A 24996-nucleotide genomic window follows, 5' to 3' on the forward strand; every position below is an offset into this window, starting at 1 on the left:
CCGGAATCCAGGGGCACGGGCTCTCGTACGTACGGCATGAGCGGGAGGGGGTCAGTGGGAGGCGGCGCCCTGCGGGATGCCGAGGGCCGCGGAGTACTGGGCGACGGCCAGCTTGCCGAGCGCCGGGTACGCGCCGAGCACCTCGGCGGCGCCGCAGCCGGCCTCCTTGCAGGCGGTGTCGAGGAGCCCCTCGGCGGCCTCCGGGCCGATCAGGTACGGGGCCAGTGCGAGCTGGGTCGAGCCCTCGCGGCGCAGCTGGTCGGCGGTCGCGGCCACCGAGCCCTCGTCGTCCAGGGCGGCGGCCATCACCGGCACCGCGAGGCGGGCCGCCAGCAGCATGCCGGTGATCCCGGCGGCCTTGACGGCCTCCTCGCCACCCGTGGTGACCAGGACGATGCCGTCGGCGGCCGTGGTGACGCTGAAGAGCCTGGCCCGGTCGGCGCGGGCCAGGCCCGCCTCGGACAGCCGCACGTGCAGCCCCTCGGCCAGCAGCGGGTGCGGACCGAGCGGGTCGGCCAGCTCCGCGGCGGCCGGCGAATCCATCAGCGCCTGGCGCACGCGCCGCAGCAGGTCCCCGTCGGGGCCGGCCAGCAGGGGCACGACCACGGCGTCGGGGCCGGTCGGAGCGGGCGTCTCGTGCCCGGCGGCGCGGGCGAACTCCGCGCGCGCGGCGCGGTCCTGGGCGACGGCGGTCAGCACGCCCGACAGGGACGGGAACTCGGTCGAGTCATCGCCGTCGAGGAAGCCGACGCGGGCATCCAGGCCCGGCAGCTCGGAGCGGCCGATGCTGATGATCTCTTCCGCGAGCCCCCGCGAGGAGGCCGAAGGGGCACCGGGCACGGCGAGCACCAGCGCGGGCGCGCCCTCGGGCGCCACCGCGGGCTCGGGCCGGCGGTGCCGCCCGGTCTGGCGGGGTCGCGGCATTCGTACGGGCAGGCCATTTGCGGGCCCAGTGGGGGAGCTCATGGCGCCGCATGCTACTGGCTTATCGGAACCGGGTGTTCGGGCAGGGCCCTTTCGGGCGGCATCTGTCCGTATTTATCCAAGGAATGTCGTATACGGTTCAACCGATCGATTGCCCCGGCCGGTCAACCGGCGGCCGGGAGACGCCAGTCCACCGGCCGCGCGCCCCGGCGGATCAGCAGGTCGCGGCCTCGCCGAGGAGGAAGAATAGCGCCGCAGACGCGTCCGCGTGCCGGGGCCCGGCTGTTTGCGCGGTGTCCCGGCGTGGGCCAGTAGAGTGACGCAACGTGGCACCTCGACCGTTGTATGAACTTGTTGAAGCAGGCTGGGCGAAGGCGCTGGAGCCCGTGGCCGGACACGTCGCGGCCATGGGGGACTTCCTCCGGGCCGAGATCGCGGCCGGCCGGACCTACCTGCCGGCCGGGCCGAACGTCCTGCGGGCCTTCCAGCAGCCCTTCGACGACGTCCGCGTACTGATCGTCGGGCAGGATCCCTACCCGACACCGGGGATGGCGATCGGGCTGAGCTTCGCCGTCGCCCCGGAGGTGCGTCGGCTGCCGGGCAGCCTGGAGAACATCTTCCGGGAGATGAACTCGGACCTCGGGACGCCCCGCCCGTCCAACGGCGATCTGACCCCCTGGACCCGGCAGGGCGTGCTGCTGCTCAACAGGGCGCTGACGACGGCGCCCGGTCAGCCGGCCGCGCACCGCGGCAAGGGGTGGGAGCAGGTGACCGAGCAGGCGATCCGGGCGCTCGCCGCGCGGGGCACGCCGCTGGTGTCGATCCTGTGGGGCCGCGACGCCCGCAATCTGCGGCCGCTGCTCGGGGACCTCCCGGCGATCGAGTCGGCGCACCCGTCCCCGATGTCGGCCGACCGCGGATTCTTCGGTTCACGCCCGTTCAGCCGGGCCAACGACCTGCTCGCGCGCCAGGGCACGCAGCCGGTCGACTGGCGCCTGCCGTAGCGGACGGCGGCCGCGCCCCCGGCGCGAGGTGCCCGACCTGTTGGTGAGTGGTCGGGGACCTCGCCGTGTGGACGGTGCCCGCCACGTGCGGCGGGCGCCTGGCCGTTCCCTGCCTCCCGGGCCGATGCGGGCCGGGATCAGCCCCTTGCGTGCTGCTGGAGAGTGGCTGCCAGGAGGTGGGAGTCGAGCAGGGAGACGTCTGCCGTCCTGTCCGCCCGTGCGTAGCCGGCCAGCATCCGCTTGGTCAGGACGAGTGCTTCGGGCGAGCGCCGGACGAGGGGCCTGGTCCAGGAATCGATCACCTTGTCCAACTCGTCGAGCGGGGCGGTGCGGTGGAGCAGGCCGATGCGCTGGGCCGTGTCGGCGTCGAAGACGTCACAGGTGAGCATGAGCTCGCGGATCCTGGAGGTACCGGCCTCGGAGACCAGGCGTCCCATTGCCCCGCCCCACGCCGGCGGCAGCCCGATGCCGACCTCCGGCATGCGAAAGCGGCTGGTGTCGGCACCGGCGCGCAGATCGCAGAAGGCGGCGAGGGCGAGACCCGCGCCGATGACCCGCCCGTGCAGCCGGGCGATGGTGACCGCGTGGGTGTTCTCCAGGGCCTGGCACAGGCGGTGCGCCTTGTCGGCGATGCGCCGCAGGACCACTCCGGACGGATCGGCGGCCAGTGCCTCCTGGTACTCGTCGCGGTCCGCACCCAGGCAGAAGTCCGTACCCAGTGACGACAGCGTCAGGATCCGGACGTCGGGTCTCTCGTGGAGGTCGTCGAGCAGGGTGGTGAGGTCGTCGAGGGCGGCGGCGTCCAACGTGTCGTCCTGCCCCCAGGGGTTGAGGCGGACGTGCAGTACGGGGCCGTCCTGGTCGGTGCGTATCGCCTTGGGGGCGGTCCGGACCTGTGCGGGGATGGGAGTGGGGGTGGGGGTGGGGCACGATTCGGTCATGCGAGCGCTACGTCCAGGTTCAGCAGGCGCCGGAACGCCACGCGGGGCGCCATCGACGGGGGGCGTACGAGGGTGAGGCGCGGCAGGCGCCGGATCAGTTGGCGCAGGAGGGTCTGGGCTTCGAGACGGGCCAGCGGCGCGCCGAGGCAGTAGTGGATGCCGCCGCTGAACGCGAGGTGATCGGGGGTGCGTTCGGGGTCGAACCGGTCCGCGTCGTCGTGTCTGGTCGGGTCGCGGTGCGCCGCTCCGATCATGAGGTGGACCATCTCGTCGCGGCGGATCTCGATGCCTCCCAGCACGGAGTCCTGCGATGCGATCCTGCTGATCACGTGGGTGGGCGGGTCGTAGCGGAGGGTCTCCTCCACGAACCCGGGGACGAGATCCGGGTTGTCGGCGACCATGTCCCAACGTTCCGGGCTTTCGACGAGCCGGAGCGTCATCGTCGAGAGGAGGGTCGCGGTGGTTTCCAGGGCGGCCAGCACGACGAATAACACCAGGAAGTAGACGGCCTCGTCGGCCTTGTCCCGGTCGGGCTCGATCGCGTCCCACGCCCGGATCCACCGGGTGACGGGGTCGTCGCCGGGGCGGGAGCGCCGGTCGCGCACCAAGTCCATGAAATAGGTGCGGAGTTCGGCGGTGGCCGCGTCGGACAAGGCCAGCTGGCTGGCCGAGGGCAGCAGCTCCTGGGTGAAGACCTGATCATGTGTCAACTGTCGGAGCCTGGGCCAGTCGGCCTGCGGCAGACCGAGCCATTCACCTATGGTGGCGACCGGCAGCTCCTCGCAGACAAGCTCCGAGAAGTCCGCCTCGCCGGTGCGTATTCGTTCCGTGAAGGTGTCGAGGAGCCGATCCGCGGAGCGCTCCACATTGCGGCCGATGCGCTCCACGGTGGTCCGGTCGAACGTGCCCGCCGCCCGTCGCACCCTGGTGTGGTCCGGGGGATTGAGCGCGGCGAGCGTGTTGCTCATCTCGCGGGAGGAGGGCGCGTTCCAGCGTGTCCCGGGCCCCTGGCGCTCCCGCCACTGTCTGTCGGGCTCCAGCCATTGACGGCTGCGCAGAACCTGGTCGCAGGCGGCGAAGCCCGTCACGGCGAAGCCTCCCCAGGGGGCGGGCACCACCTCGCCCCGGGCGAGGAGTTCGGCGTAGACCGGGAAGGGGTCGGCCTGCCCTCTGGCCGTCCGCAGACGGGAGAAGAGGGAGGCGGACGCCCGGCGGTCATACGACGGAGTTGTGGCAACCCCCATGATGGCGGCTCCTTTCTGAGAGCGAGCCGCCATGCATACCCACATGATCGTTAATGCATCCACTACCACTGAGTACACGGGAGGTTACTAGAATCACACTCGCCTCACTCGCCCCTGGTCCAGGCCAGGAAGCGGCTGAAGAGGCCGCCCTTGGACTGCGGTGCGAAGCCGGCGTTCGTGCGCGAGGGCCCGGCGTTGGAGGGCGAGGGGGCGGCCGTCTGCTGCTGGGGCGGCTGGCCCGCGTTCGACCCGGCCGACCCGGTCGATCCGGTCGATCCGGTCGATCCGATCGGTCCGGTCGACCCGGCCGCCCGGGGAACGGCCCTCGGGGTGAAGCGGATCGGGAGCGTGACCAGTGAGCGGCTCCACGGGCTCGGCGCCCAGGTCAGCGCCTTGAACGGGACGCGCAGCTCGACGTCGAGAAGCTGGTTGAGCAGTGCCTCGACGGCGGTCACGGCGATCATGAAAGCCGGGTCCTTGGCGGGGCAGGCGTGCGGGCCGGCTCCGAACGCCAAATGCGCCTTGGCGCTGAGCTGTTCGCGGTGTTCGGTCAGCTTCGGGTCGGTGTTGGCCGCGGCGAACGAGATGAGGAGCGGGTCGTTGGCCCGGATGACCCTGCCGCCGAGTTCGATGTCGTGAACCGGGTAGTGAGCCGCGTAGTTGGCGATCGGAGCGTAGTTCCAGAGGGTCTGGGAGACCGCGTCCTCGACCGGGAGGCCCTCCTGCCAGTCCTCACCTAGGTACAGGGCGCTACTGGTGCCGATGGCCGCGGTCAGCGGCGCGGTGCCACCGGAGAGCAGGGTGACCAGCTGGTGCAGTACCTCCTCGTCGGTCAGCTGGGCCGGGTGCTCCATCAGGCGCGTCGTCAGGTCGTCCGTCGGGCGGCGCCGCTTGAGGGCGATCAGCTCGGTGAGCGCCCCGCCGAGCACCTCGTCGGCCCCGGGCGTTCCCTCGAAGATGCCGCTGATCCCGGCGATCACGCGGTCGCCGATCTCGGGCGGGCAGCCGAACAGGTCGCTGAAGACCAGCAGGGGCAGCGGCTGGGCGTACTCGGCCATCAGCTCCGCCTGGCCGCGGATGTCGGTACTGAACTGACTGATCAGGTAGTTGGCGGACTGCTGCGTCTGCCTGATGAGCTGGTGCTCGTTGACCGTGGCGAGACTGTCGGTAACGGCGCGGCGCAGTCGGGCATGTGCCGCACCGTCACTGAAGAGCGCGTTTGGCCGGTAACCCAGCATGGGCAGTGCCGGGCTGTCGGCGGGGACGCGCCCTTCGTTGAGGGCGTTCCAGCGGCGGGAGTCGCGCACGAAGGATGCGGGGTTCTGCAGGACGTACAGAGCGGCGTCGTAGCTGGTGACGAGCTCGGCCTGGACGTCCGGGGCGATGTCCACGGGCGCACTGGGGCCGAAGAGCCGCAGCTGTGCGTAGTGGCTGTCGGGGTCGGCGCCGAACGAGGGGCCGTACATCTGTACGTTCCCGTGCGCGGGGCAGCCGGGGGGTATCTCCTGCGGTTCAAGTGGCTGTTGCATTCCTGCGCTCCTAGCCGAGTTGGGACATGAGGTGTTTCACGAGGGTGATGAGGGCCTGTGCCGAGGAGTTCTCGTCCCGTACGTCGCACTCCACGACAGGGGTCTCGGCGGTGAGGTTCAGGGCCTCGCGCACCTCGTCGAGCGGGTAGTGCGTGGTGCCCTCGAAGTGGTTCACGGCAATCGCGTACGTCAGGCCGAAACGTTCGACGAGGTCCAGGACGGGGAAGGACTCGTGCAGTCGCTCCGGGTCGACGAGGACGAGCGCGCCCAGAGCGCCCCGGGAGAGCTCCTCCCACATCTCCTTGAAGCGCTCCTGGCCGGGCGTTCCGAAGAGGTAGAGCACCAGGGTGTCGCTGAGGGTGAGCCGGCCGAAGTCCATGGCGACGGTGGTGGTCTTCTTGTCGGGCGTGCCCGACAGGTCATCGAAGCCCACGCTGGCTTCGGTGATGTCTTCCTCGGTGCGCAGGGGCTCGATCTCGGAGAGACTGCCGATGCAGGTGGTCTTCCCGACCCCGAAGTGCCCCACTATGAGGACCTTCACCGCGTGGGAGACATGTGGATCCAGGTACACGCGTTATGCTCCGAATCGATTCTTCAGGCCTTCGAGAACGGCGCTGACCAGCTCTCTGTCGACGCGTTCGGTGCGCGGTATCGGCGTCCTCGCGAGGATGAGGCTGTCTTCCTCCAACTGCGCCAGCAGGATGCGGACGATGCCCAGGGGCAGGTGCGTGTGCCCCGCCACCTCGGCCACGGACAGGAAGCCGTTCGCGACCAGGTCCAGGACCTGCGCCGCTTCCGGGGACAGCGTGAGCGCCGAGGCCTGTCCGTTGTCCGCCGCCGCGGTCACGAGCGTCGTGTGCTCGTACTCGTGGTCCGGGGGCAGTGCCCGTCCGTTCGTGATCACGAAGAGGGGGACTAACGGAGACGTCAGTTCCAGCTCTTCGTCCTGTTCGGGCCCCTCAGGCATGGTCCGTTCCCTTCCCCGGTGTCGCCGCCGCGGTCAGTCCGGGAACCACCTCGTGCAGACGCGTGGTGAACTGTTCTATGTCGCAGTCGTGTTCGGCGGCAGCGGCCAGCAAGGCGTCGGGGCCGGCCGCCATCAGGAAGATCCAGCCGTGCTGGAACTCGATGACCGTCTGACGCCATTCCGCGCCCTCGGTGACCCCCGCGAACTGGGAGGTGACCCGGCTGTAGGCGTGGATGCCCGTCATGGCCGCGGAGATCGTGTCCGCGAGATCGCGGTTCATCCCGTTGGTCGCCCCGCGGGGAAGGCCGTCCGATCCCAGCAGCACCGCGTGGCGGGCACCCTTGACCTCGGAGATCACCCGGTCGAGCGGGCCGAGGAAGAATCCCGCGTCACCGGAGCTCTGCTGCCGGGGGGCGTCGCCCCGCGGACCTCCGGCGTCCTCGGTGCTCACCCGCGGCGGTGAGGTGAGGTTGTTACCGAGCCGGGCGACAAGGCGGTGCATGCGGAAGGAGATCTGCTGCATGTCCACATCGGGCGCGGCCGCGGCGGCGAGGTAGGAGCCCTGCCCCGCCCCGATCAGGAAGCTCCAGCCGTGCGAGAACTCGATGATGGTCTGGTTCCACTGCCGGTCCTCCTCCGGTCCGGCGAAGTGGGCCGTCGCCCGGCTGAGCGACTGCATCCCGGCCATGGCCGCGGAGATGGTGCGCACGTCCTTCTCGGCCAGGCCTTCGGTCGCGCCGCGGGGAAGGCCGTCCGCGGACAGCAGGACGGCGTGCCGTGCACGGGGCACGTTGTGCACGATGTCCTCAAGCATCCACGAGAGGTCTGCGGTCATGCCTCTTCCGGCCCTTCGAACGAGGTGGCGTCAAGGTTGCGGCCGGAGAGCGTGCCGCGCTGGAAGGCCCCCAGACCGCGCCCGGAAGGGCGGCCCGTTTCCCCCGGGGTCCGTGGCACCGGCGAGATGGTGGCGGGATCGGCATCGGGATCGGGGACCCTCGCGATGGGCGCCTGGCGTGAGCCCCGCTTGGGCAGACCGTGCATCGTGCGCGACGCCGCGCTCTGGGGCCGGCTCTCGGTGGCGCGCCGGATGTCGCTGACCGGAGCCTCCTGCGCGGGCGGTATCTCCTCCATGGTCCACAGCTCCTCGGGCAAGAGGACGACGGCCCTGACGCCGCCGTACCGGGAGACTCCGGTGACGTCGACCTTGAAACCGTGCTGACGCGCGATCAGGCCGATGACCGGGAAGCCGAACTTCGGCTGCGTCCCGAGCTGTGACAGGCGGGGGGCGACTTCTCCGGAGAGCAGCGCGGTCGCCCGCTGCCGCTCTTCGTCGTTCATGCTGACACCGGCGTCGTCGATGACGATGCACAGGTTGTTCTGGACGCGCTGGAACGTCACTTCGATCGGCGCGTCCTGCTGCGAGAAGCTGGCAGCGTTGTCGAGCAGCTCCGCCACGGCGAGCGCGACGGGCGCGACCGCGTACGCCTTCAGGGCCAGGCTGGTCTGCTGCATGATGGCGACCCGGTGGAAGTTGCGGATCTGGCCCTGGGCGCTGCGCACCACGTCGTAGACGCTGGCGGGCCGGTTGCGACGGCCGAGCGGCGCACCGCACATGACGGCGATGCCCTGGGCCTTGCGGGCCATCTGGGCGTTGGCGTGGTTGACGTCCAACAGGTCGCTGAGGACGGGGTGTCCGCCGTACTTGCGCTGGATGCCGTCGAGCAGTGTCGTCTGCTCGGCGGCGAGGCTCTGCAGGAGGCTGGCGGCACCCTTGAGGACGGCCTTGGTGTTCTCCTCCGCCGCTTCCCTGGCTTCGCGGAGCGTGGCGTCCTGCTCGTTCCGGAACCTCTGCAGCTCGGTGCGCGAAGAGTGCAGGTGGCTGTCCGCGGTGAGCAGTTGGTGCCTGAGTTCGGCCTCGGTGTGTGTCTTCTTCGCCCCCAGCGCTCTGTTGCGGGCGACGAGTGCCACGACCGCGGCAACGGCTATCGCCGCCACCGCAACCAAGCACCACACAAGTGCGTCTCGATTCATGGAAACCTTTCCCGGCGCATGGCATGCGGACGGCTGCAGATACAGCGCGCGAGGCCCCGCAACACAGCTGATCGGCGCGGTTCACCTGCTGTTACGCGGGGAGCAGGCCGCCGATCACACATCAGCATCCGTGTCAAAATGGAACAAGATCACAGATGCCGGGATGCTATCATCGGATCTTCATCTCCCTGGACGGCGAGATGGCGCCACGCACCCCCAACCAGGCTGTCGCAGCGGCTGGTTGACATGGCCGTTCGGGCCCCGCGTCTACTCTCGGCCACTGCTCTCGACGCTGATCTGTTAAGCAGTTCTTCACGAGAGGGTCGGCAATCCCTCACGCCGATCTGAGGCACCGTCAACCGGACCCTGGCGGGAGGGCCCAAGCGGAGGCGGCCGAGCCGCGCGGCGTAAATGGCCGAATCCGCCGCCTCCGATCGGCTGGTTCGTCGGCTTACGGCAGGACCGCCGCCCGTACGCACAGCACGTCCGGGAGGTGTTCGGCCAGTAGTTGCCAGCTGTCCCCGTCGTCGTGGCTCGCGTAGAGCTCGCCGTTGCGGTTGCCGAAGTAGATCCCGGCCGGGTCCGCGTCGTCCGTGCAGAGGGCGTCGCGCAGCACCGTGCCGTAGTGGTCCCCGTCCGGCAGGCCCTTCGTCAGGGGCTCCCAGCTCGCGCCCGCGTCCCGGGTCCGGAAGACCCGGCAGCGGTGCTCCGCCGGGACCCGGTCGGAGTCGGCGTTGAGGGGGAAGACGTAGGCCGTGTCCGGCCGGTGCGGATGCGCGGCCACCGCGAAGCCGAAGTCCGAGGGGAGCCCGGCGCCGATGTCCGTCCACCGGGTCCCCGCGTTGTCGCTGCGGTAGACGCCCCAGTGGTTCTGGAGGTACAGCTGGTCCGGGTTCCCCGCGTCCTGGGCGATCTTGTGCACGCACTGGCCGAACTCGGGATCCGGATCGGGCAGGAACACCGCGGAGACCCCGCTGTTGGACGGGGTCCAGCTGGCCCCGCCGTCCTGGGTTCGGAACACCCCGGCGGTGGAGACCGCCACCGTGACCAGGTCCGGGTCGCCCGGGTCGGTGACCACCGTGTGCAGGCCCTCGCCGCCGCCGCCCGGGACCCACTTGTCCCGGGTCGGGTGTTCCCACAGCGGCCGGACCAGCTCGAAGGACTCGCCCCGGTCGGAGGAGCGGAACAGCGCGGCCGGCTCCGTCCCCGCGTAGACCACGTCCGGGGCCTCGGGGCCGGCCGGGTGCAGCTGCCAGACCCGCTCCAGGGAGGCTCCGGTGTCCTGGGGGAACTTCACGGCCGCCGCGGCGGGCTCCCGCCAGGTCGCGCCCAGATCGTCGGAAGTGAAGACGGACGGCCCCCAGTGCGAGCTGTCCCCGCCGACCAGCAGCCGGGGCGCGGGGCCTCGCCGGTCGATGGCGACGGCGGAGACCGCCTGGGCGTTGAAGTGCGGCCCGTCGAACTCCCATGTGCCGCCGGTGCCCCGACGGCCGATGAACAGTCCCTTGCGGGTCCCCGCGAGCAGTAGCACGTCGGTCATGGCCGACACCTCCGGACGTCGTTGTCCCTATACGGCGGCTTTCGGCCCAGTCTGCACCCGGCCACTGACAGCGGCCCCGCGGCGCCGCGCCGACGGGGTGCATCGGGTTCATCGCCGCACGGTGGTTGTACGGGAAACCTCGTAGTACGAGCGATTCCGTAGTATGGTTCTTTGCGTACCAGTCTGCGGATCCCGGGTGGGTGCCCGGCGTCTGCCTGTGACCGTCCGTGATCACTGGAGAGTCCTCGTGAGTACTGCCGCCGCCGTCCCGGCCGAGTTCGCCGCCCTGTTCGCGCCCTACACCCTGCGCTCCGTGACCATCCCCAACCGCGTGTGGATGGCCCCGATGTGCCAGTACAGCGCCGAGCCCGACGGCCCGGCCGCGGGAGTCGCGCGCGAGTGGCACTTCGCGCACTACGCCGCCCGCGCGGTCGGCGGCGCCGGGCTGATCGTCCAGGAGGCCACCGCGATCTCCCCCGAGGGCCGGATCTCCCCGTACGACCTCGGCATCTGGAACGAGGCCCAGGTGGAGGCGCTCCGCCCGATCGTCGCCTTCGTGAAGTCCCGGGGCGCCGTCGCCGGAATCCAGATCGCGCACGCCGGCCGCAAGGCATCGACCGAAAGCCCCTGGAAGGGCGGCCGAGTGATCGACCCGCAGGCACCGCACGGCTGGCTGCCCAGCGCGCCGAGCCCGCTGCCCTTCCGCGAAGGCGACCCGGTTCCGCACCAACTGACGGTCGATGAGATCCACCGGATCACCGGCGAGTTCGCCGCTGCCGCCCGGCGGGCAGGGGAGGCCGGCTTCCAAGTGGTCGAGATCCACGGCGCGCACGGCTACCTCATCGGCGAGTTCCTCTCCCCTCACAGCAATCGGCGCACCGACGAGTACGGCGGCTCCTTCGAGAACCGCACCCGCTTCGCACTCGAAGTCGTCGACGCCGTCCGCGCGGTGTGGCCCGAGGAACTGCCGCTGTTCTTCCGGATCTCCGCCACGGACTGGCTGGAGGGGGAGGAGGGCTGGACCGCCGAGGAGACGGTCCGGCTGGCCGGGCTGCTCAAGGAGCACGGGGTGGATCTGCTCGACGTCTCCACCGGGGGCCTGGCCCCGCACGCCGAGATCCCGGTCGGCCCCGGCTTCCAGGTGCCCTTCGCCGCCCGCGTGAAGGAGGAGACCGGCCTCCCGGTGGCCGCCGTGGGCCTGATCACCGAGCCGGAGCAGGCCGAGAAGATCCTGGCCAACGGGGAGGCGGACGCGATCCTCCTCGGACGCGAGCTGCTCCGCGACCCGTACTGGGTCCGTCGCGCCGCCGCCGAACTGGGCGCGACGGCGCCCGTGCCGGACCAGTACGCCCGGGCCTGGTGAACGCGGGAGCGCGCGAGGCGTGTTCTACGATGGCCAGCGCAGCTTTGCCGGAAAATCAGCCGAGTCGAGGGAGTGGACGTGACGGATACGGCTAACGCCCGCGCCCTTGATCACCCCGAACTCGCCGACATCCGGCTGGAGAGCGTCCTGCACGCGCTCTCCGATCCGATGCGGCTGTCCGTGGTCCGCGAACTGGCGGCCTCGGACGTGGGGCAGCCCTGCTCCGCCTTCGCGCTGCCCGTCACCAAGTCGACGTGCACGCACCACTTCCGCGTCCTGCGCGAAAGCGGCGTCGTCCGCCAGGCCTACCAGGGCACGGCCAAGATGAACGAACTGCGCCGGGCCGATCTGGAGGCGCTCTTCCCCGGTCTCCTCGACCGCATCCTCGCGGCCGCCACGGCCGAGGAGGCACGGCTCTCGGGCTGAGGCCGGCGGCCCGCCGGGCCGGCTCCGGCCGCGCCGCGTACAGGCCGGGGCGGCGCGCCTCAGCCGGAGCGGCCGGCCGCGGCCAGCAGCCCCGCCCAGTCGGGGATCTTGACGGAGCGACGGCCCAGGGAGCGGCCGAGCTCCGCCTCCGCCGTCTCGATGGCCAGCCACCCCGGCCACTCCACCGGGCGCAGCCCCGCCGCGCGCAGCGCTTCCAGCGGGTCCTGGACCAGCTCGCGCCGGGCCAGCGTCCCCGCGTCCTGGAGCAGCGACGAGGCCGTCTCCTTGGCGCACGGCCGGTTGGTGCCGATGACCCCGGTCGGGCCGCGCTTGATCCAGCCCGCCACGTACTCGCCGACCGAGGCGCGGCCCGCGCGCACCACCCGGCCCGCCGCGTGCGGGACCGTTCCGGTGCGCTCGTCGAAGGGCAGGCCGGGCAGCGGGACCCCCTGGTACCCCACCGAGCGCAGCACCAACTGGGCCGGGAGGTCCTCGTAGACCCCGGTGCCGGTGACCCCGCCCAGGCCGTCCGGGGCCGTCCGCTCGAACCGTATCCCGGTGACCCGGCCGTCCGCGCCGCCGAGCACCTCCACGGGGCGCAGGAAGAAGCGCAGCTCGATGCGACGGCCCGCGCCGTCCGCGCCGTCCGCGGTGCCCCCGGGGTGCGCGGGGCCGGCGGCCGCCCAGCCGCGCAGCACCTCCACGTTGCGGCGGTTCACCGCGGGCAGGGCCGCGCCCGGGTCCGCGTACGCCGGGTCCAGGGCCAACTCCGCCGGGTCCGCCAGCGCGTCCACCCCCGGGAGCGTGCCCAGTTCGCGCAGCTCCTTCGTGGTGAACTTGCCCTGCGAGGGCCCGCGCCGGGCCACCATCCGCACCGCGCGCACCCCGCTGGCGCCGAGTGCGCCCAGGGCCGGCTGCGGCATGTCGGTGGGCGCCAGCTCCGGTACGCCCCGGGCCAGGATCCGCGTCACGTCCACCGCGACGTTGCCCGCCCCGACGACGATGGCCGAATCGACCCCCGGCAGCCCGAAGGCCTCGGCGGCCGCGTCCGGGTGCCCGCTGTACCAGGACACGAAGGCCGTCGCCGAGTGCACGCCGACGAGGTCCTCGCCGGGGATGCCGAGCAGCCGGTCCCGGGCCGCGCCGACGCAGTAGACCACCCCGTGGTACAGCTCCAGCAGCCGGGCGGTGGACAGCCCGGGACCGCCGACCTCGACGTTGCCGAGGAAACGGATGCGCTCGTCCTCCAGCACGGTCCGCAGACTGCCCTGGAGCGACTTGATCTTCTCGTGGTCGGGGGCCACCCCGTACCGGACGAGCCCGTACGGGGCCGGCAGCCGGTCCAGTACGTCGACCCGTACGCCCGGGACCTCACGCTGCTGGACGAGGGTCTGGGCGGCGTAGACCCCGCTGGGGCCCGAACCGACGACGGCGATACGAAGCACGGCGGAGCTCCTCACGCAGGTGCTCCCAGCATGACACCGGCGCCGTGGGCCGTCAGCCCCCGACGGGCATCCGGGGACGGGCGGGGCCAATGGGGCCCGTGAGGGGCCTATCGGGGCCCGGCGGGGGCCACCGGGGGTGAGGGAAACGTTCCGCCGGGCGGACCGCCCTCCGGCGGGAACCCGAGCTCCCAGTCCAGCCCGTACCGCTGGAACAGCTCGGCCCGCAGCCGCGCCGCCGGCATCGGCGCCCCCGGCAGCAGCACCGCGACCACCGCGCCCATCAGCAGCGCCCGCAGCAGCGGGTAGTCGGTGTCCACCTCCGCGGAGCCGTACCGTTCGACGGTGTCCCGCAGCAGTTCCGCCAGCCGCTGCTGCTCGGCGCACTGTACGAAGCCCTCCGCCTGGAGGATGCCCGCCATATGGGTCCGCATCAGCCGCGGCTGGTCCCGGGCCAGCCCGAGGATCGCGTCGATCGCGCGGGCGAGCCGCTCGCGGCCGTCCTCGGTGCGGGGCTCCCGCTCCAGCCCCGCTTCCAGGGTGAGGTGCATCAACCGGTGCACGGCGGACTGGAGCAGTTGGCGTTTGCCGGGGAAGTAGTAGGACACGAGGCCGCGGGCAGCGCCCGCCCGGTCGGCGATGTCGCCGAGCTTGGTGGCTTCGTACCCCCGCTCGGCCACGAGTTCGACCGTGGCCTGCAACAACCGTTCCCGGGAACGTCTCCGCAATTCTTCATTGACCGATGCGCTGCGCGGGGACATGCTTGCTCCTGCGTTGACTGGCTCAGAGCCAATATACTCAGCGCACGGGAAAGTCTGCCCTGGGTGAAACGGGGGATCGCCCAGGGCAGGCTCCACCGGTCACGGGCGGCCGCTCAGGCCAGCGCGCTCAGCCCCGGTCCGAACGCGACCAGCAGCGGGATCGCCGGAGCCAGCGTCGCCAGGGCCGTGAGCCGCATCCGGCGTCCCGCCGAGAGTCGCGGCGCGGCGGACAGCAGCCGGCGCACCCGCTGCGGGACGTGCGCCTCCGGGTCCGAGTACTGGCCGAAGACCCCGCGGTCCTCGTTCAGCCCGATCAGCGCCAGGGCGATGGTGAGGCGCCCGTACCGCCGCGAGGCCACGTCGTCGGCGGCCAGTTCCACGAGCCGGTGCATCTCCGCTTCGAACGCACCGAAGACCGGGACCTGCGGGAACCCCCGGGACAGCGCCCGCGAGCAGTGCAGCAGCCAGTCGTGCCGGGCCGCCGCGTGCCCCTGCTCGTGCGCCAGCACGGCGTCCAGCTGACTGCCCTTGAGCCGGCCCAGCGCCGCCGTCGTGACCACCAGTCGCGGAGCCGGTCCCGGCAGCCACCAGCTGTCGGGCCGCCGCCCCTCCAGTACGACGAGCCGCGCCCCGGTGGTTTCCTCCCCGGGCAGCGGCGGTGCCTGGAGCAGCAGTTCGGCGCCCTGCGCCAGCCGCCGCGCGCGGGCCCGCAGGACCTCCCGGGCCAGCATCGCGCCGGTCCACAGTCCGCCGCCCGCCAGTACGAGGGCGGTCGCGGTGGCCCAGACGCCGCCCGCGGCGCCGAGCGCGTACGCCTCGACCACCCGGTGCGGGGCCGGGGCGAACAGCCGCCCCCGGACCGCCTCCCAGGCGCCGGCCGCGCTCAGCAGCATCGACAGCGCGAAGCACAGGAGCACGGCGCCCACCACGCACTGCCAGGCCCACAGGGCCACGACGGGTTCACGCTCGGGCCATTGGGCCCGGGCCAGCACCCGGGGCGCGAGCATCGCGGTCAGGACGCCGAGCAGCAGGAGAGCGGCGGGGACCATCATGGGCCCCAGCCTATGAGCGCGGGGGGGGGGGGGGGGCGGGGCGGGGGGCGGGCGCGGCGGGGCGCGCGGCCCGGGGGGCGCCGCCGCGGGGGCCGGCCCCCCCCGCGCCGGGGCGGGGGGGGCACCCACGCGCCCCCCGCAGCGCGCGCCCGCGCCCGCGTGCGGGTAGGCGCGCGCTCAAGGGTGACGGAGCACACGTTTGCCCGTACGCGTTGGTACGTGTCCGTCCGCGCGACCGTGGCCTCACATCATCAGCAGCATCGCCAACATGCCCATCCCCATGGTCAGTCGGCAGGCCCGGATCACCTCCGCCGGTCCCGCCGGGGCCACGGGGCGGTCGCCGGAGTGCGCCCCGGCGCCGCCCACCTTCACCAGCCGGGCCCCGCCCAGCACCACGTACCCGGCGTAGTAGAGGAGCAGCAGCCCGGTCACCAGCGGCAGCCCGGCGCCCTGCCCGTGACCGGGGCCCTCGCCGTGACCGGCTCCCGTCCCGGCGCCGGTCCCCGCCGCCAGAGCCATGTAGACCATGGTCAGCGAGCCCACCAGATGGTGCGCGTGGTGCAGCCCCTCGCGCAGCAGCCAGGCCGCGTGCAGCGCCGCGCCGCAGAAGACCGCGCCGAGCACCGGCGCCTGCCAGCCGCCGCCCAGTCCCAGGGGCACCGCCATCAGGGCCATGCCGAACCCCATCACCGCCTCCCCGGCGGCGGCGGAACCGGCGCCGGATCTGCCGGCCCGCCGCAGGCAGTACGTGCCGCTCGTCGCGCAGAGCAGGACGAGCAGCCAGGCGGAGACGGAGGAGGAGAAGGGCATGGCGGAACCGTGCACGGCGGAACCTCCCGGTTCGTCGGCTTCAGTCGGCTTCACCGGAAGAGATGCCCCCGTCGCGAGGCCCGCACGCCGCCCGGGGATAGGCTCTGTGTGCCGTACACGGCACCTCGTACGTCACCCGGATACGTCATGCCGGGCACGCAGTCGCACAGAACGGAGCCCTCGATGCCGAGCGCCGACCCCCGGGCCTTGACCTTCCGCAGCGCCGTGGAGGCCGACATCCCGGCACTGGTGGAACTCGTCGAGTCGGCCTACCGAGGGGATTCGAGCCGCGCGGGGTGGACCACCGAGGCGGACTACCTCGACGGGCAGCGCACCGACGAGGAGGGCGTCGCCGGGATCGTCGCACACCCCGACGGCATGCTGCTCGTCGCGGAGCGCGCGGGCGAGCTCGTCTCCTGCTGTCACCTGGAACACCGCGGGGACCACGTCTATTTCGGGATGTTCGCGGTCCGCCCCGGGTTGCAGGGCGGCGGCCTCGGCAAGGAGGTCATGGCCGAGGCGGAGCGCCGCGCCCGCGAGCAGTGGGCGGCCAAGGAGATGCGGATGAACGTGGTCAGCGTACGGGAGGAGCTCATCGCCTACTACGTGCGCCGTGGCTACGAGCGCACCGGCGAGATGAGCCCCTTCCCCTACGGGGACGAGCGCTTCGGCCTCCCGCTCGTCGAGGGCCTGGCCTTCGAGCTGCTGGTCAAGTCGCTGTAGGCCGTCTCCCGGGCCGCGTCAGGCGGTGAAGCGGCCCGTGGAGCGGATCTCCGGGAAGTCGGTGACCACGCCGTCGAGTCCGAGCGCGCGCGCCAGGCGCAGCTTGTCCAGGGAGTTGACGGTCCAGCCAGTCACCCGGAGCCCGGCCTCGTGCGCCGACTCCACGGTGTCCAGGGTGAGATGGCGGATGTTGAGGGCGACCGTCTCCGCACCCGCGTCCAGGGCCCGGCCGACGGTGGCCTCGGCGTCCGCCGCGCTCTGGTCGGCGTAGAGCACGGTCCGTACGCCCGGCACCAGGCGGATCGTCTCGCCGAGCACCTCGTCGCGGAACGAGGCCACCTCCACCCGCCCGGTCAGATCGCGGCCGAGCAGCAGCTCCGCCAGGGCCGAGGCGACGCCCAGGTCGTGGACCTGGACCTGGAGCGGCGCCCGGACCGTGTCCAGGACCTCTTCCAGGACGGGCACGTGCTCGCCGTCTCCGGCGTCCAGCCCGCGCAGTTCGGCCAGGGTCAGATCGGCGACGGCTCCCGAGCCGTCGGTGGTCCGGTCCACCTCCGCGTCGTGCAGGACGACGAGGGTGCCGTCCTTGCTGAGTCGCAGGTCGAGGGCGATGACGTCCATGCCGGAACGTTCCGCGCGGACGAACGACCGCAAGGTGTTTTCCGGTTCGACACCCATGACCCCGCGGTGACCGATGGTGAGGAAAGTCAAGGTTCTCTCGCTTCCGTCGACGGCGGCTCCCCGCGCGGTCGCGGTGTCCCGACCGGCCGCGCGCGGTGAGGACGCATGCTAGTGCGCCGCGCGTGCGAGAGAGCCGTCCGTGCAAGGGCTCCGAAACGCCGTCCGGCCGCTTCCCGCCGGGCCTGCCGGGGCTCCGGAGCCCGGGGCGGGGTCCGGCCGCGTCACCCGGGCGTGGGCGCGTCCCCGCTGCCTTGACGTTCCTGCTCGGCGGGCTCGGCCTGCTCGGCGGGATCGGGCAGATCGGCCGGGGCGGGCAGGTCGGCCAGGTCCGCCAGCAGTGCCCGGGCCAGCTCCAGCTCGGCCAGGTGCTGGCGCTCGCTCCAGCGCAGCGCCAGGGTGGGGAACGCCCAGTCCGCTTCCCCGGCCGCGTGCGCCATGGCCTCCCGTACGGCGGCCAACTCGCCCGTGGTGCGCTCCAGGTGCTCCGTCACCATCCGGCGCAGCAGTTCGGGCTCGGCCAGGTGCCCGAGCCAGATCCGCAGCAGCAGCCCGTGCTTGAGCACCGGCGGGCCGGCCTCGGCGGAGTCGCGGGCCCAGCCGGCCAGAGCCTCGCGCCCGGCGGGAGTGATGGCGTAGCGGCGCTTGGCCCGGGCCTCCTCGGGCCCCGAGCGCACGGATGCCGCGTAGCCGAGTTCCTCCAGGCGGCGGAGCTCGGCGTAGATCTGGCTGATCGCCGGAGACCAGTAGAAGAAGCGGAGGGAGGAGTCCGCCCACTTCTTCAGCTCGTAGCCGGTCCGCTCGCCGGGGAAGGACAGCAGACCCAGTACGGCCCACGCGGTCGGCGGAAGCTCTTGCTTCTTCGACTTCTGACTACTAGTCATATTTCGAATTGAAGTGAGACCGGGTACGGGACGCAACCCTGGAGGCACCGTGAAATTCTCCGTCATCTTCGAGGCTCAACTGGCCGACCCGACCGTGGAACGGGAGCACCAGGTCATCCGCGACTGCGTGGAGCAGGCGGTGCTCGCCGAGCGGATGGGCTTCGACCGGATCTGGGCCGTGGAGCACCACTCGCTGAAGTGGTACGCCCATATGAGCGCCCCAGAGATCTTCCTGAGCTTCGTCGCGGCCCGGACCAACACCATACGCATCGGCCACGGAGTCGTGTGCATGCCCTTCAACTTCAACCACCCCGTCCGGGTCGCCGAGCGGGCCGCCATGCTCGACCTGCTGTCCGGCGGGCGGGTGGACCTCGGTGCGGGCCGCGGCGGGACCGCGCAGGAGACCTCGCTGTGCGGGGTGGACAAGGACCGCACCACGGCGGAGGTGGAGGAGGCGCTGCGGATCATCGGGAAGGCCTGGCGGCACGAGGAGCTGGAACACCACGGGGAGCTGCTGGACATCGATCCGCATCCGATCCTGCCGAGGCCCAGCCAGACCCCGCACCCGCCGCTGTTCCTGGCGTGCAGCCGGGGCGAGACGCTGGTGCAGGCCGCCGAGCTGGGCGTCGGGGCGCTGGTGATGGGCTTCGCCGGGCCCGAGTCCATCGCGGGCATGCGGGCGGTGTACGACGCCGCGATAGCCGGCCGCGACGGCGGCCGCTTCGTCTCCACCGTGGTCAACGACCACTTCTCGGTGCTCTGCCCGACCATCGTGCTCGACGACCCGGCGGAGGCCCGCCGGATCGGAGTCCGGGGGCAGCGGTTCTTCGCCCAGTCCATCGGCCACTGGTACGGCGGGGCGGGCATCCCGGACGAGGCGGTGGTCGCGGGCGCCGACGAGGAGGCGGAGCTGCGCAAGGCCGCCGAGCAGGTGGTGGCCCGCCTCCACGAGCTGGACATCCCGGTGCGGCCCACGTCCACCGCCACCTTCAACGCCGACCACGCCTACGGGAGCGCGGACGAGGCCATCGCCTACGTGGAGCGGCTGAGGGAGGCGGGGGCCGACGAGATCATGTGCCTGATCCAGATGGGGACCGTGCCCCAGGAGGCCTGTCTGGAGACCCTGCGGCAGTGGGGCGAGAAGGTCATCCCGCACTTCCGGCACCCGTAGGGCCGCCGGTGTGACGCCGGTGTGACCGATGTGATCCGGCGGGGCGGTGATCAGGCGGGGTGCTCCCGCGGGCCCGCCAGGCCTTGGCGCGACTGGGCGGAGTCCTCGATTCCAGGCATAAGAACGGGAAGACTTCCGGTGAAACTAGGGGTGACGCAGGATAATTTCCCGGATTCCCTCTTGAGTAGGAGAGCCTCACATGCATACGCTGTCTTAACGTGAGGTTCTCCTGTGGAGGAAGTGACATGACGGAAACTCTTGTGCCGGGTATCGGCGGTGCCGTGATAACCGCCGGTGTACGGGTGGTGGACCACCCGGCGTGGCCCGAGCTCAAGGCCGCCGTGGAGGAGATCCGGCCCTGGCAGTCGGCCGACGGCTCCATCGACTTCGAGGCCGCGGGCGCGCCCGCCCGCGACGCCGCGCTGGCCACCGTGGAGCGCGTGGTCGAGGCCGTCGAGTCGCTGTCGCCGCTGCTGCCGCACGCGGCCCCGTACCACCGGGCCCTCGTCGGCGACCTGCGCAAGTGGGCCGCGGACGGCTTCGGCGTGCCGGACTTCCTCGACTCCCTGCTGGCCTTCCACCCGGCGGCCGAGCGTGCCGACGGGCTCCAGCACCTCGTGGTCTTCCCGATGTACACCCAGAACGGCAACCCGGACCGCAACCTCGAAGCCGTCGTGCTGAAGATGGTGTGGCCCGAGTGGCTCTCCGAGCTGGAGCGCACCCGGTACGACAACCCGCTCTTCCTCGGCATCACCTTCGAGGACTTCACCCCGGGCTACGACACCCACTCCGCGGTGCTCTTCCCGGAGACCATCGCCGTGCGCGAGGCCCCCGAGCGCTTCACCTGGGGCGGGATCTTCTGCGACCGCGAGGCCGCCCGCTACCGCAAGGTGACCGAGGCCGCCGTCGACATCCTGGGCATCGAGCTGCCCGAGGACATCGCGAGGATGGTCGAGGACCAGGAGCGCTGCGAGAAGGCCTTCGTCCTGTGGGACATGGTCCACGACCGCACCCACAGCCACGGCGACCTGCCGTTCGACCCCTTCATGATCAAGCAGCGCCAGCCGTTCTGGATGTACGGCCTCGAAGAGCTGCGCTGCGACCTCACCGCCTTCAAGGAGGCCGTGAAGCTGGAGTCCGAGGGCAACGAGCACGGCCGCGACGTGCAGTACGCCGTCCTCTTCGACCGGATGTTCCGCTTCCCGGTCTCCGGCGACCGCAACCGCAACTACGACGGCCTCGGCGGCCAGCTCCTCTTCGCGTACCTCCACAAGCACGACGTCGTGCGCTGGACGGACAACAAGCTGAAGATCGACTGGATGCGCGCCCCGCAGGTCACCAACCAGCTGTGCGCCGAGATCGAGGACCTCTACCGGGCCGGCATCGACCGCCCGAAGCTGGTCCACTGGTTCAAGGCCTACGAGCTCGTCGCCGAGTACCTCGCCCCCCACCCGGGCTCCAAGTGGGCCAAGGGCCCCGACGCCCTCGACCTGACGCAGCCGCCGCGCAAGCTCGTGGACGACGTGCTTCCGGACGAGTTTCCGCTGAGCATGTTCTATGAGGCCCTGGCCAAGAAGCTCAAGGGTGTGATCGCCTCGACCAAGGGCATCACGGCAGGGAACGCCGCGGAACGCGAGAGCATCGCGCGGGTCGCCGCGTGAGCACTCGTCCACAGGAGGCTGCACAGATGAACGGCTCCGGTAACGGAAACGGCAAGCTCCACGGCGCGGTGGTGGCGGTGGCGGGGGCCGGCGGCCCCGCCGGGCGCGCCACCCTGCTCCGCCTCGCCGAGGCGGGCGCCGTGGTCATCGCGTCCGACGCCGACCCGGCACGGCTCGCGGAGGCCGTGGACGCGGCGCGCTACGCCCACGGCGGCGCCACCATCACCGGTGACACCGTGGACCTGCTCGACCTGGACGCCACCAAGGCCTGGGCCGAGCAGACCGAGAAGGAGTTCGGCCGGGTCGACGGCCTGGTCCACCTCGTCGGCGGCTGGCGCGGCAGCACCACCTTCACCGACACCGACCTCGCGGACTGGGACTTCCTGGAGAAGCTCCTCATCCGCACCGTCCAGCACACCTCGCTCGCCTTCCACGACGGACTGCTGCGCAGTGACCGGGGCCGCTACGTCCTCGTCAGCCAGTCAGGCGCGCACAAGCCGGTCGCCAACAACGCCGCGTACAACGCGGGCAAGGCGGCCGCCGAGGCCTGGACGCTCGCGATGGCCGACTCCTTCCGCAAGCTGGGGGGCGAGGACGGCCCGGGCGCCGCGGCTGCGATCCTGGTCATCAAGGCACTGGTGCACGACGCGATGCGCGCCGAGCGTCCCACTGCGAAGTTCGCGGGCTTCACCGACGTGAAGGAGCTGGCCGAGGCCATCGCCGGCGTCTGGGAGCGGCCCGCATCCGATGTGAACGGACAGCGTCTGTGGCTCACTCCCCAACCGTGAAGACCGCTGCTGTGAGGACTGCGATCAGGAAGTCCCAAGCGAAGACCGACGCCCGCCGGCACCACGATCCGGCGGTGCGCGGCTTCGCCAGCGACAACTACGCCGGGGTGCACCCGGAGATCCTGGCGGCCATCGCGCTGGCCAACGGGGGCCACCAGGTCTCCTACGGCGACGACGAGTACACCGAGCACCTGCAGCAGGTCTTCCGCGGCCACTTCGGCCCGCACGCCGAGGCCTACCCGGTCTTCAACGGCACCGGCGCCAACGTGACGGCCCTGCAAGCCCTCACCGACCGCTGGGGCGCGGTGGTCTGCGCCGAGTCGGCGCACATCAACGTCGACGAGGGCGGCGCGCCCGAGCGGATGGCGGGGCTCAAGCTGCTCACCGTCCCCACCCCGGACGGCAAGCTCACCCCCGAGCTCATCGACCGGCAGGCCTGGGGCTGGGAGGACGAGCACCGGGCGATGCCGCAGGTCGTCTCGATCACCCAGAACACCGAGCTCGGCACGGTCTACACCGTGGACGAGATCCGGGCCATCTGCGAGCACGCGCACGGCAAGGGCATGAAGGTGCACCTCGACGGCGCCCGGATAGCCAACGCCGCGGCCTCGCTCGACGTGCCGATGCGCGCCTTCACGAACGCGGTCGGCGTGGACGTGCTGTCCTACGGCGGCACCAAGAACGGGATGATGGCCGGCGAGGCCGTCGTCGTGCTGAACCCGGACTCCGTCCGGCAGATGAAGCACATCCGCAAGATGTCGATGCAGCTCGCCTCCAAGATGCGCTTCGTGTCGGTGCAGCTCGAAGCGCTCCTCGCGAAGGACCTGTGGCTGCGCAACGCCCGCCACGCCAACGCGATGGCGCAGCGGCTGGCGGCCGGGGTGCGCGAGACCGACGGGGTGGAGATCCTCTACCCGGTGCAGGCGAACGCGGTGTTCGCGCGGCTTCCGCACGAGGTCTCGCGGCGGCTGCAGGAGCGTTACCGCTTCTACTTCTGGGACGAGATCGCCGGCGACGTCCGGTGGATGTGCAGCTACGACACCCAGGAGGAGGACGTGGACGGCTTCCTCCAGGCCCTCAAGGAAGAGCTGGCCCGCTAGCCCGCCTCCTTCCGTCCGGCCTCTTTCTATAAATCTATAGGCATGCAGAAGTCTGCATGAGTATGCTCCTGGATCATGGAATTGATCCAGGAGCATACTGACCTTGCCGCCTATCTGGCGGCCGACGAAGCGGTCGATCACGGCCATCCACTGGTCCGTGAGACCGCCGACGCCCTGTGGACCGCCACGGGCGACGCATATTCATACGCCAAAGTGGCCTTCGAGTTCGTCCGGGACACCATCCCGCACTCGGCCGATTCCGGGGACGACCGCGTCTCCTGGCGCGCCTCCGATGTCCTCGGCACGCGCAACGGCATCTGCTACGCCAAGTCCCACGCACTGGCCGCCCTGCTGCGCGCCCGGGACATCCCGGCCGGTCTCTGCTACCAGCTCCTCGGCGACGACGACGGGTCGAACCTGGCCGTCCACGGCCTGGTCGCGCTCCGCCTGCCCGGCAGCGACGAGTGGTCCCGGGTGGACCCCCGGGGCAACAAGCCCGGCGTGGACGCCCAGTTCACCCTCGATCGCGAACAACTGGCCTTCCCGGTCCGCCCGGAGCTCGGCGAGATCGACTACCCCGGGCTGTACGCGGCCCCGCACCCCGCCGCGCTCAAGGCGCTCCAGGACTCCGCGGACCGGCCGCAGTTGTGGCGGAACCTGCCGACGGGGCTGTAGCGGCGGGACCGTCGGCTGCGGCCGCCTCCTTCGCGGGACCTGGTACGGGGCCTGGTGCGGGGCCTCGTACGGAGCCTCGTGCGGTCACCAAGGCGTGCAGCAGGGCGCCGGCCAGCTGGAGTCCGGCGATCCCGAGCAGCAGGATCCACGGCGGCGCGTCGGCCGCGAGCCCCACGAGGGCGGCGCCGGTCGACGCGGCCGTCACCTTGAGCCCGGCGCCGAGGGTGAACACCTGGGTGCGCACCCCGTCCGGTGCGTACTGCGAGCGGATCCGCAGGGTGGCCGTGAGCAGCGGCCCGTCGCACACCCCGGCCGCCGCGAACGCCACCGCCGTGAGGGCGACCGACGGGGCGAAGGCGGCCGCCGTGAGGGCCACCCCGGTCGCCGCCATGGCCCAGCGGGCCAGGGTGCCCGGCGCCACGGCCGTGATCCGGCCCAGCGTCAGGGAGCCCGTCAGGGCGCCCAGGGCGAAGGCCGTCATCAGCACCCCGCCGCCGCCCGGGCTGCCGAGCGCGGTGGCCAGGAGCACCGACGTGGTGGTGAGCGAGCCGATGCCGACGAAGGCCAGGGTGGTGGCCGAAGTGACCGCCCGCAGTTCCCGGATCCGCCACAGGGCCGCCAGCCCCGCGCCCAGCCCGGCCCGGGGCGCTCCGGGGGCGGGGCCCGCGCCCTCCTGGTTCCCGTACGGAAGGGTGGCCGCCAGCGCCGCCGCCAGTGCGCCGGAGGCGGCCAGGACCGCCATCGCCGGCCCGGCCGAGCCGAAGGCCGCCACCAGGCCGACCGCCGCCGGTGCGGTGACCGCGGCGCCGTTGTAGGTCGACGCGTCCCAGGCGTACGCCCGGTCGCGCTCCGGACCGGCCGGGACCAGGCCCGTCACCAGACTGGACAGCCCGCCCGTCACCATCGGCCCGCAGGTCCCGCCGAGCACCGCGACGACCAGCACCACGGGGGTCGGAGCCCGCCCGAGCAGGACGGCCAGGGCGGCTACGGCCGCGGTGAATCCGGCCAGCGCGCCCACGTGGAACAGCCGGGGGCGGCGCGACCTGGCCGCGGCGGCGCCCGCGAGCGGAGCCGCCAGTACGTGCGGGGCCAGCCAGGCGGTCAGTACGAAGGCCCCGTGCGCCGCGCTCCCGGTGCGCTCCAGGGCGAGCAACACCACCGCCATGCCCATGCCCTCGGAGGCGAAGCGCGCGGCCAGCGCCGCCGCCAGGTACCGCCCGAACCCCTGCATCCCAGGCCCCCCTGCGTCAGGTAACGTCGGTAACGTCATAGAGGAACAAGA

General features: G+C 71.9%; 25 protein-coding genes. 9 read left to right on the forward strand and 16 right to left on the reverse strand.

All coding sequences use genetic code 11. The features are described 5' to 3' along the window. Positions 1–51: 51 nt before the first annotated feature. Positions 52–966: a sirohydrochlorin chelatase gene (locus tag ACFXDJ_RS08695; RefSeq protein ID WP_384658383.1), complete on the reverse strand. Its 915-nt coding sequence runs from the start codon at positions 964–966 to the stop codon at positions 52–54. A gap of 284 nt (positions 967–1250) precedes the next feature. Here ACFXDJ_RS08695 and ACFXDJ_RS08700 point away from each other — a divergent pair, with 284 nt between their 5' ends. After that, positions 1251–1928, forward strand: coding sequence for a uracil-DNA glycosylase (locus ACFXDJ_RS08700; RefSeq protein ID WP_384658380.1), 678 nt, complete (start codon positions 1251–1253; stop codon positions 1926–1928). 137 nt (positions 1929–2065) lie between these two features. Here the strand turns inward: ACFXDJ_RS08700 and ACFXDJ_RS08705 are convergent, their stop codons facing one another. The 8 genes from ACFXDJ_RS08705 to ACFXDJ_RS08740 form a co-directional block, all read right to left on the reverse strand. Beyond that, positions 2066–2869 carry an enoyl-CoA hydratase/isomerase family protein gene (locus tag ACFXDJ_RS08705; protein ID WP_384658378.1) on the reverse strand — a complete coding sequence of 268 codons (804 nt, stop codon included), beginning with the start codon at positions 2867–2869 and terminating at the stop codon, positions 2066–2068. Continuing rightward, positions 2866–4113: a cytochrome P450 gene (locus ACFXDJ_RS08710; RefSeq protein WP_384658375.1), complete on the reverse strand. Its 1248-nt coding sequence runs from the start codon at positions 4111–4113 to the stop codon at positions 2866–2868. The genes ACFXDJ_RS08705 and ACFXDJ_RS08710 overlap by 4 nt, the downstream gene beginning before the upstream one ends. Before the next feature lie 104 nt (positions 4114–4217). After that, positions 4218–5642: a cytochrome P450 gene (locus ACFXDJ_RS08715; protein ID WP_384658373.1), complete on the reverse strand. Its 1425-nt coding sequence runs from the start codon at positions 5640–5642 to the stop codon at positions 4218–4220. A gap of 10 nt (positions 5643–5652) precedes the next feature. After that, entirely contained in the window at positions 5653–6213 is a 561-nt protein-coding gene (locus tag ACFXDJ_RS08720; RefSeq protein ID WP_384658370.1) for an ATP/GTP-binding protein, read from the reverse strand. Between the two features lie 3 nt (positions 6214–6216). After that, the gene (locus ACFXDJ_RS08725) at positions 6217–6609 is read right to left on the reverse strand and encodes a DUF742 domain-containing protein (RefSeq protein ID WP_384658368.1); all 393 of its coding nucleotides are present in this window, start codon (positions 6607–6609) and stop codon (positions 6217–6219) included. After that, positions 6602–7444 (reverse strand): roadblock/LC7 domain-containing protein, encoded by an 843-nt coding sequence (locus ACFXDJ_RS08730; protein WP_384658366.1) that lies wholly within the window; start codon positions 7442–7444, stop codon positions 6602–6604. The genes ACFXDJ_RS08725 and ACFXDJ_RS08730 overlap by 8 nt, the downstream gene beginning before the upstream one ends. Then, complete coding sequence (locus tag ACFXDJ_RS08735; protein ID WP_384658364.1) at positions 7441–8640, reverse strand: ATP-binding protein; 1200 nt, start codon at positions 8638–8640, stop codon at positions 7441–7443. Before ACFXDJ_RS08735 ends, ACFXDJ_RS08730 begins: the two co-directional genes overlap by 4 nt. 451 nt (positions 8641–9091) lie before the next feature. Continuing rightward, positions 9092–10180: a WD40/YVTN/BNR-like repeat-containing protein gene (locus ACFXDJ_RS08740; RefSeq protein WP_384658361.1), complete on the reverse strand. Its 1089-nt coding sequence runs from the start codon at positions 10178–10180 to the stop codon at positions 9092–9094. A 247-nt stretch (positions 10181–10427) separates the two neighbouring features. Between ACFXDJ_RS08740 and ACFXDJ_RS08745 the strand changes: the two genes are divergently transcribed. Both ACFXDJ_RS08745 and ACFXDJ_RS08750 read left to right on the forward strand, forming a co-directional pair. Then, positions 10428–11543 carry an NADH:flavin oxidoreductase/NADH oxidase gene (locus tag ACFXDJ_RS08745; protein WP_384658358.1) on the forward strand — a complete coding sequence of 372 codons (1116 nt, stop codon included), beginning with the start codon at positions 10428–10430 and terminating at the stop codon, positions 11541–11543. A gap of 78 nt (positions 11544–11621) precedes the next feature. After that, positions 11622–11969 (forward strand): ArsR/SmtB family transcription factor, encoded by a 348-nt coding sequence (locus tag ACFXDJ_RS08750; RefSeq protein ID WP_384658356.1) that lies wholly within the window; start codon positions 11622–11624, stop codon positions 11967–11969. Positions 11970–12028: 59 nt separating this feature from the next. Here ACFXDJ_RS08750 and ACFXDJ_RS08755 read toward each other — a convergent pair whose 3' ends face one another. The 4 genes from ACFXDJ_RS08755 to ACFXDJ_RS08770 form a co-directional block, all read right to left on the reverse strand. Next, positions 12029–13414 (reverse strand): FAD-dependent oxidoreductase, encoded by a 1386-nt coding sequence (locus ACFXDJ_RS08755; RefSeq protein WP_384658355.1) that lies wholly within the window; start codon positions 13412–13414, stop codon positions 12029–12031. 107 nt (positions 13415–13521) lie between these two features. Then, a complete protein-coding gene (locus ACFXDJ_RS08760) occupies positions 13522–14172 on the reverse strand; it encodes a TetR/AcrR family transcriptional regulator (RefSeq protein ID WP_384658354.1) in 651 nt (216 codons plus the stop codon). A gap of 113 nt (positions 14173–14285) precedes the next feature. Then, on the reverse strand, positions 14286–15224 hold the full coding sequence (locus ACFXDJ_RS08765; protein ID WP_384658351.1) for a M56 family metallopeptidase: 939 nt from the start codon (positions 15222–15224) through the stop codon (positions 14286–14288). 243 nt (positions 15225–15467) lie between these two features. Next, positions 15468–16034, reverse strand: a complete 567-nt coding sequence (locus ACFXDJ_RS08770) for a DUF5134 domain-containing protein (RefSeq protein ID WP_384657078.1) — start codon at positions 16032–16034, stop codon at positions 15468–15470. A 183-nt stretch (positions 16035–16217) separates the two neighbouring features. On the opposite strand from ACFXDJ_RS08770, the gene ACFXDJ_RS08775 reads away from it, so the two are divergent. Further along, on the forward strand, positions 16218–16757 hold the full coding sequence (locus ACFXDJ_RS08775) for a GNAT family N-acetyltransferase (RefSeq protein ID WP_384657075.1): 540 nt from the start codon (positions 16218–16220) through the stop codon (positions 16755–16757). An 18-nt stretch (positions 16758–16775) separates the two neighbouring features. On the opposite strand, the gene ACFXDJ_RS08780 is transcribed toward ACFXDJ_RS08775, so the two are convergent. Continuing rightward, positions 16776–17468: a glycerophosphodiester phosphodiesterase gene (locus ACFXDJ_RS08780; protein WP_384657072.1), complete on the reverse strand. Its 693-nt coding sequence runs from the start codon at positions 17466–17468 to the stop codon at positions 16776–16778. A 191-nt stretch (positions 17469–17659) separates the two neighbouring features. After that, the gene (locus ACFXDJ_RS08785; protein ID WP_384657069.1) at positions 17660–18319 is read right to left on the reverse strand and encodes a PadR family transcriptional regulator; all 660 of its coding nucleotides are present in this window, start codon (positions 18317–18319) and stop codon (positions 17660–17662) included. 49 nt (positions 18320–18368) lie between these two features. Between ACFXDJ_RS08785 and ACFXDJ_RS08790 the strand changes: the two genes are divergently transcribed. The 5 genes from ACFXDJ_RS08790 (at position 18369) to ACFXDJ_RS08810 (ending at position 23714) form a co-directional block, all read left to right on the forward strand. After that, a complete protein-coding gene (locus ACFXDJ_RS08790) occupies positions 18369–19490 on the forward strand; it encodes an LLM class flavin-dependent oxidoreductase (protein ID WP_384657067.1) in 1122 nt (373 codons plus the stop codon). Between the two features lie 245 nt (positions 19491–19735). Then, complete coding sequence (locus ACFXDJ_RS08795; RefSeq protein ID WP_384848508.1) at positions 19736–21151, forward strand: DUF6421 family protein; 1416 nt, start codon at positions 19736–19738, stop codon at positions 21149–21151. A gap of 26 nt (positions 21152–21177) precedes the next feature. Further along, positions 21178–21939 (forward strand): SDR family NAD(P)-dependent oxidoreductase, encoded by a 762-nt coding sequence (locus tag ACFXDJ_RS08800; protein ID WP_384657064.1) that lies wholly within the window; start codon positions 21178–21180, stop codon positions 21937–21939. An 11-nt stretch (positions 21940–21950) separates the two neighbouring features. Continuing rightward, positions 21951–23039, forward strand: a complete 1089-nt coding sequence (locus tag ACFXDJ_RS08805; RefSeq protein ID WP_384657061.1) for a threonine aldolase family protein — start codon at positions 21951–21953, stop codon at positions 23037–23039. Between the two features lie 75 nt (positions 23040–23114). Continuing rightward, positions 23115–23714: a transglutaminase family protein gene (locus tag ACFXDJ_RS08810; protein WP_384657058.1), complete on the forward strand. Its 600-nt coding sequence runs from the start codon at positions 23115–23117 to the stop codon at positions 23712–23714. On the opposite strand, the gene ACFXDJ_RS08815 is transcribed toward ACFXDJ_RS08810, so the two are convergent. Continuing rightward, a complete protein-coding gene (locus ACFXDJ_RS08815) occupies positions 23650–24945 on the reverse strand; it encodes an MFS transporter (RefSeq protein WP_384657055.1) in 1296 nt (431 codons plus the stop codon). The two genes, ACFXDJ_RS08810 and ACFXDJ_RS08815, sit on opposite strands and share 65 nt — an antisense overlap. Positions 24946–24996 lie beyond the last annotated feature (51 nt).

The organism is Streptomyces sp. NPDC059443 (assembly GCF_042750105.1).
In the GTDB taxonomy this organism is placed as follows: domain Bacteria; phylum Actinomycetota; class Actinomycetes; order Streptomycetales; family Streptomycetaceae; genus Streptomyces.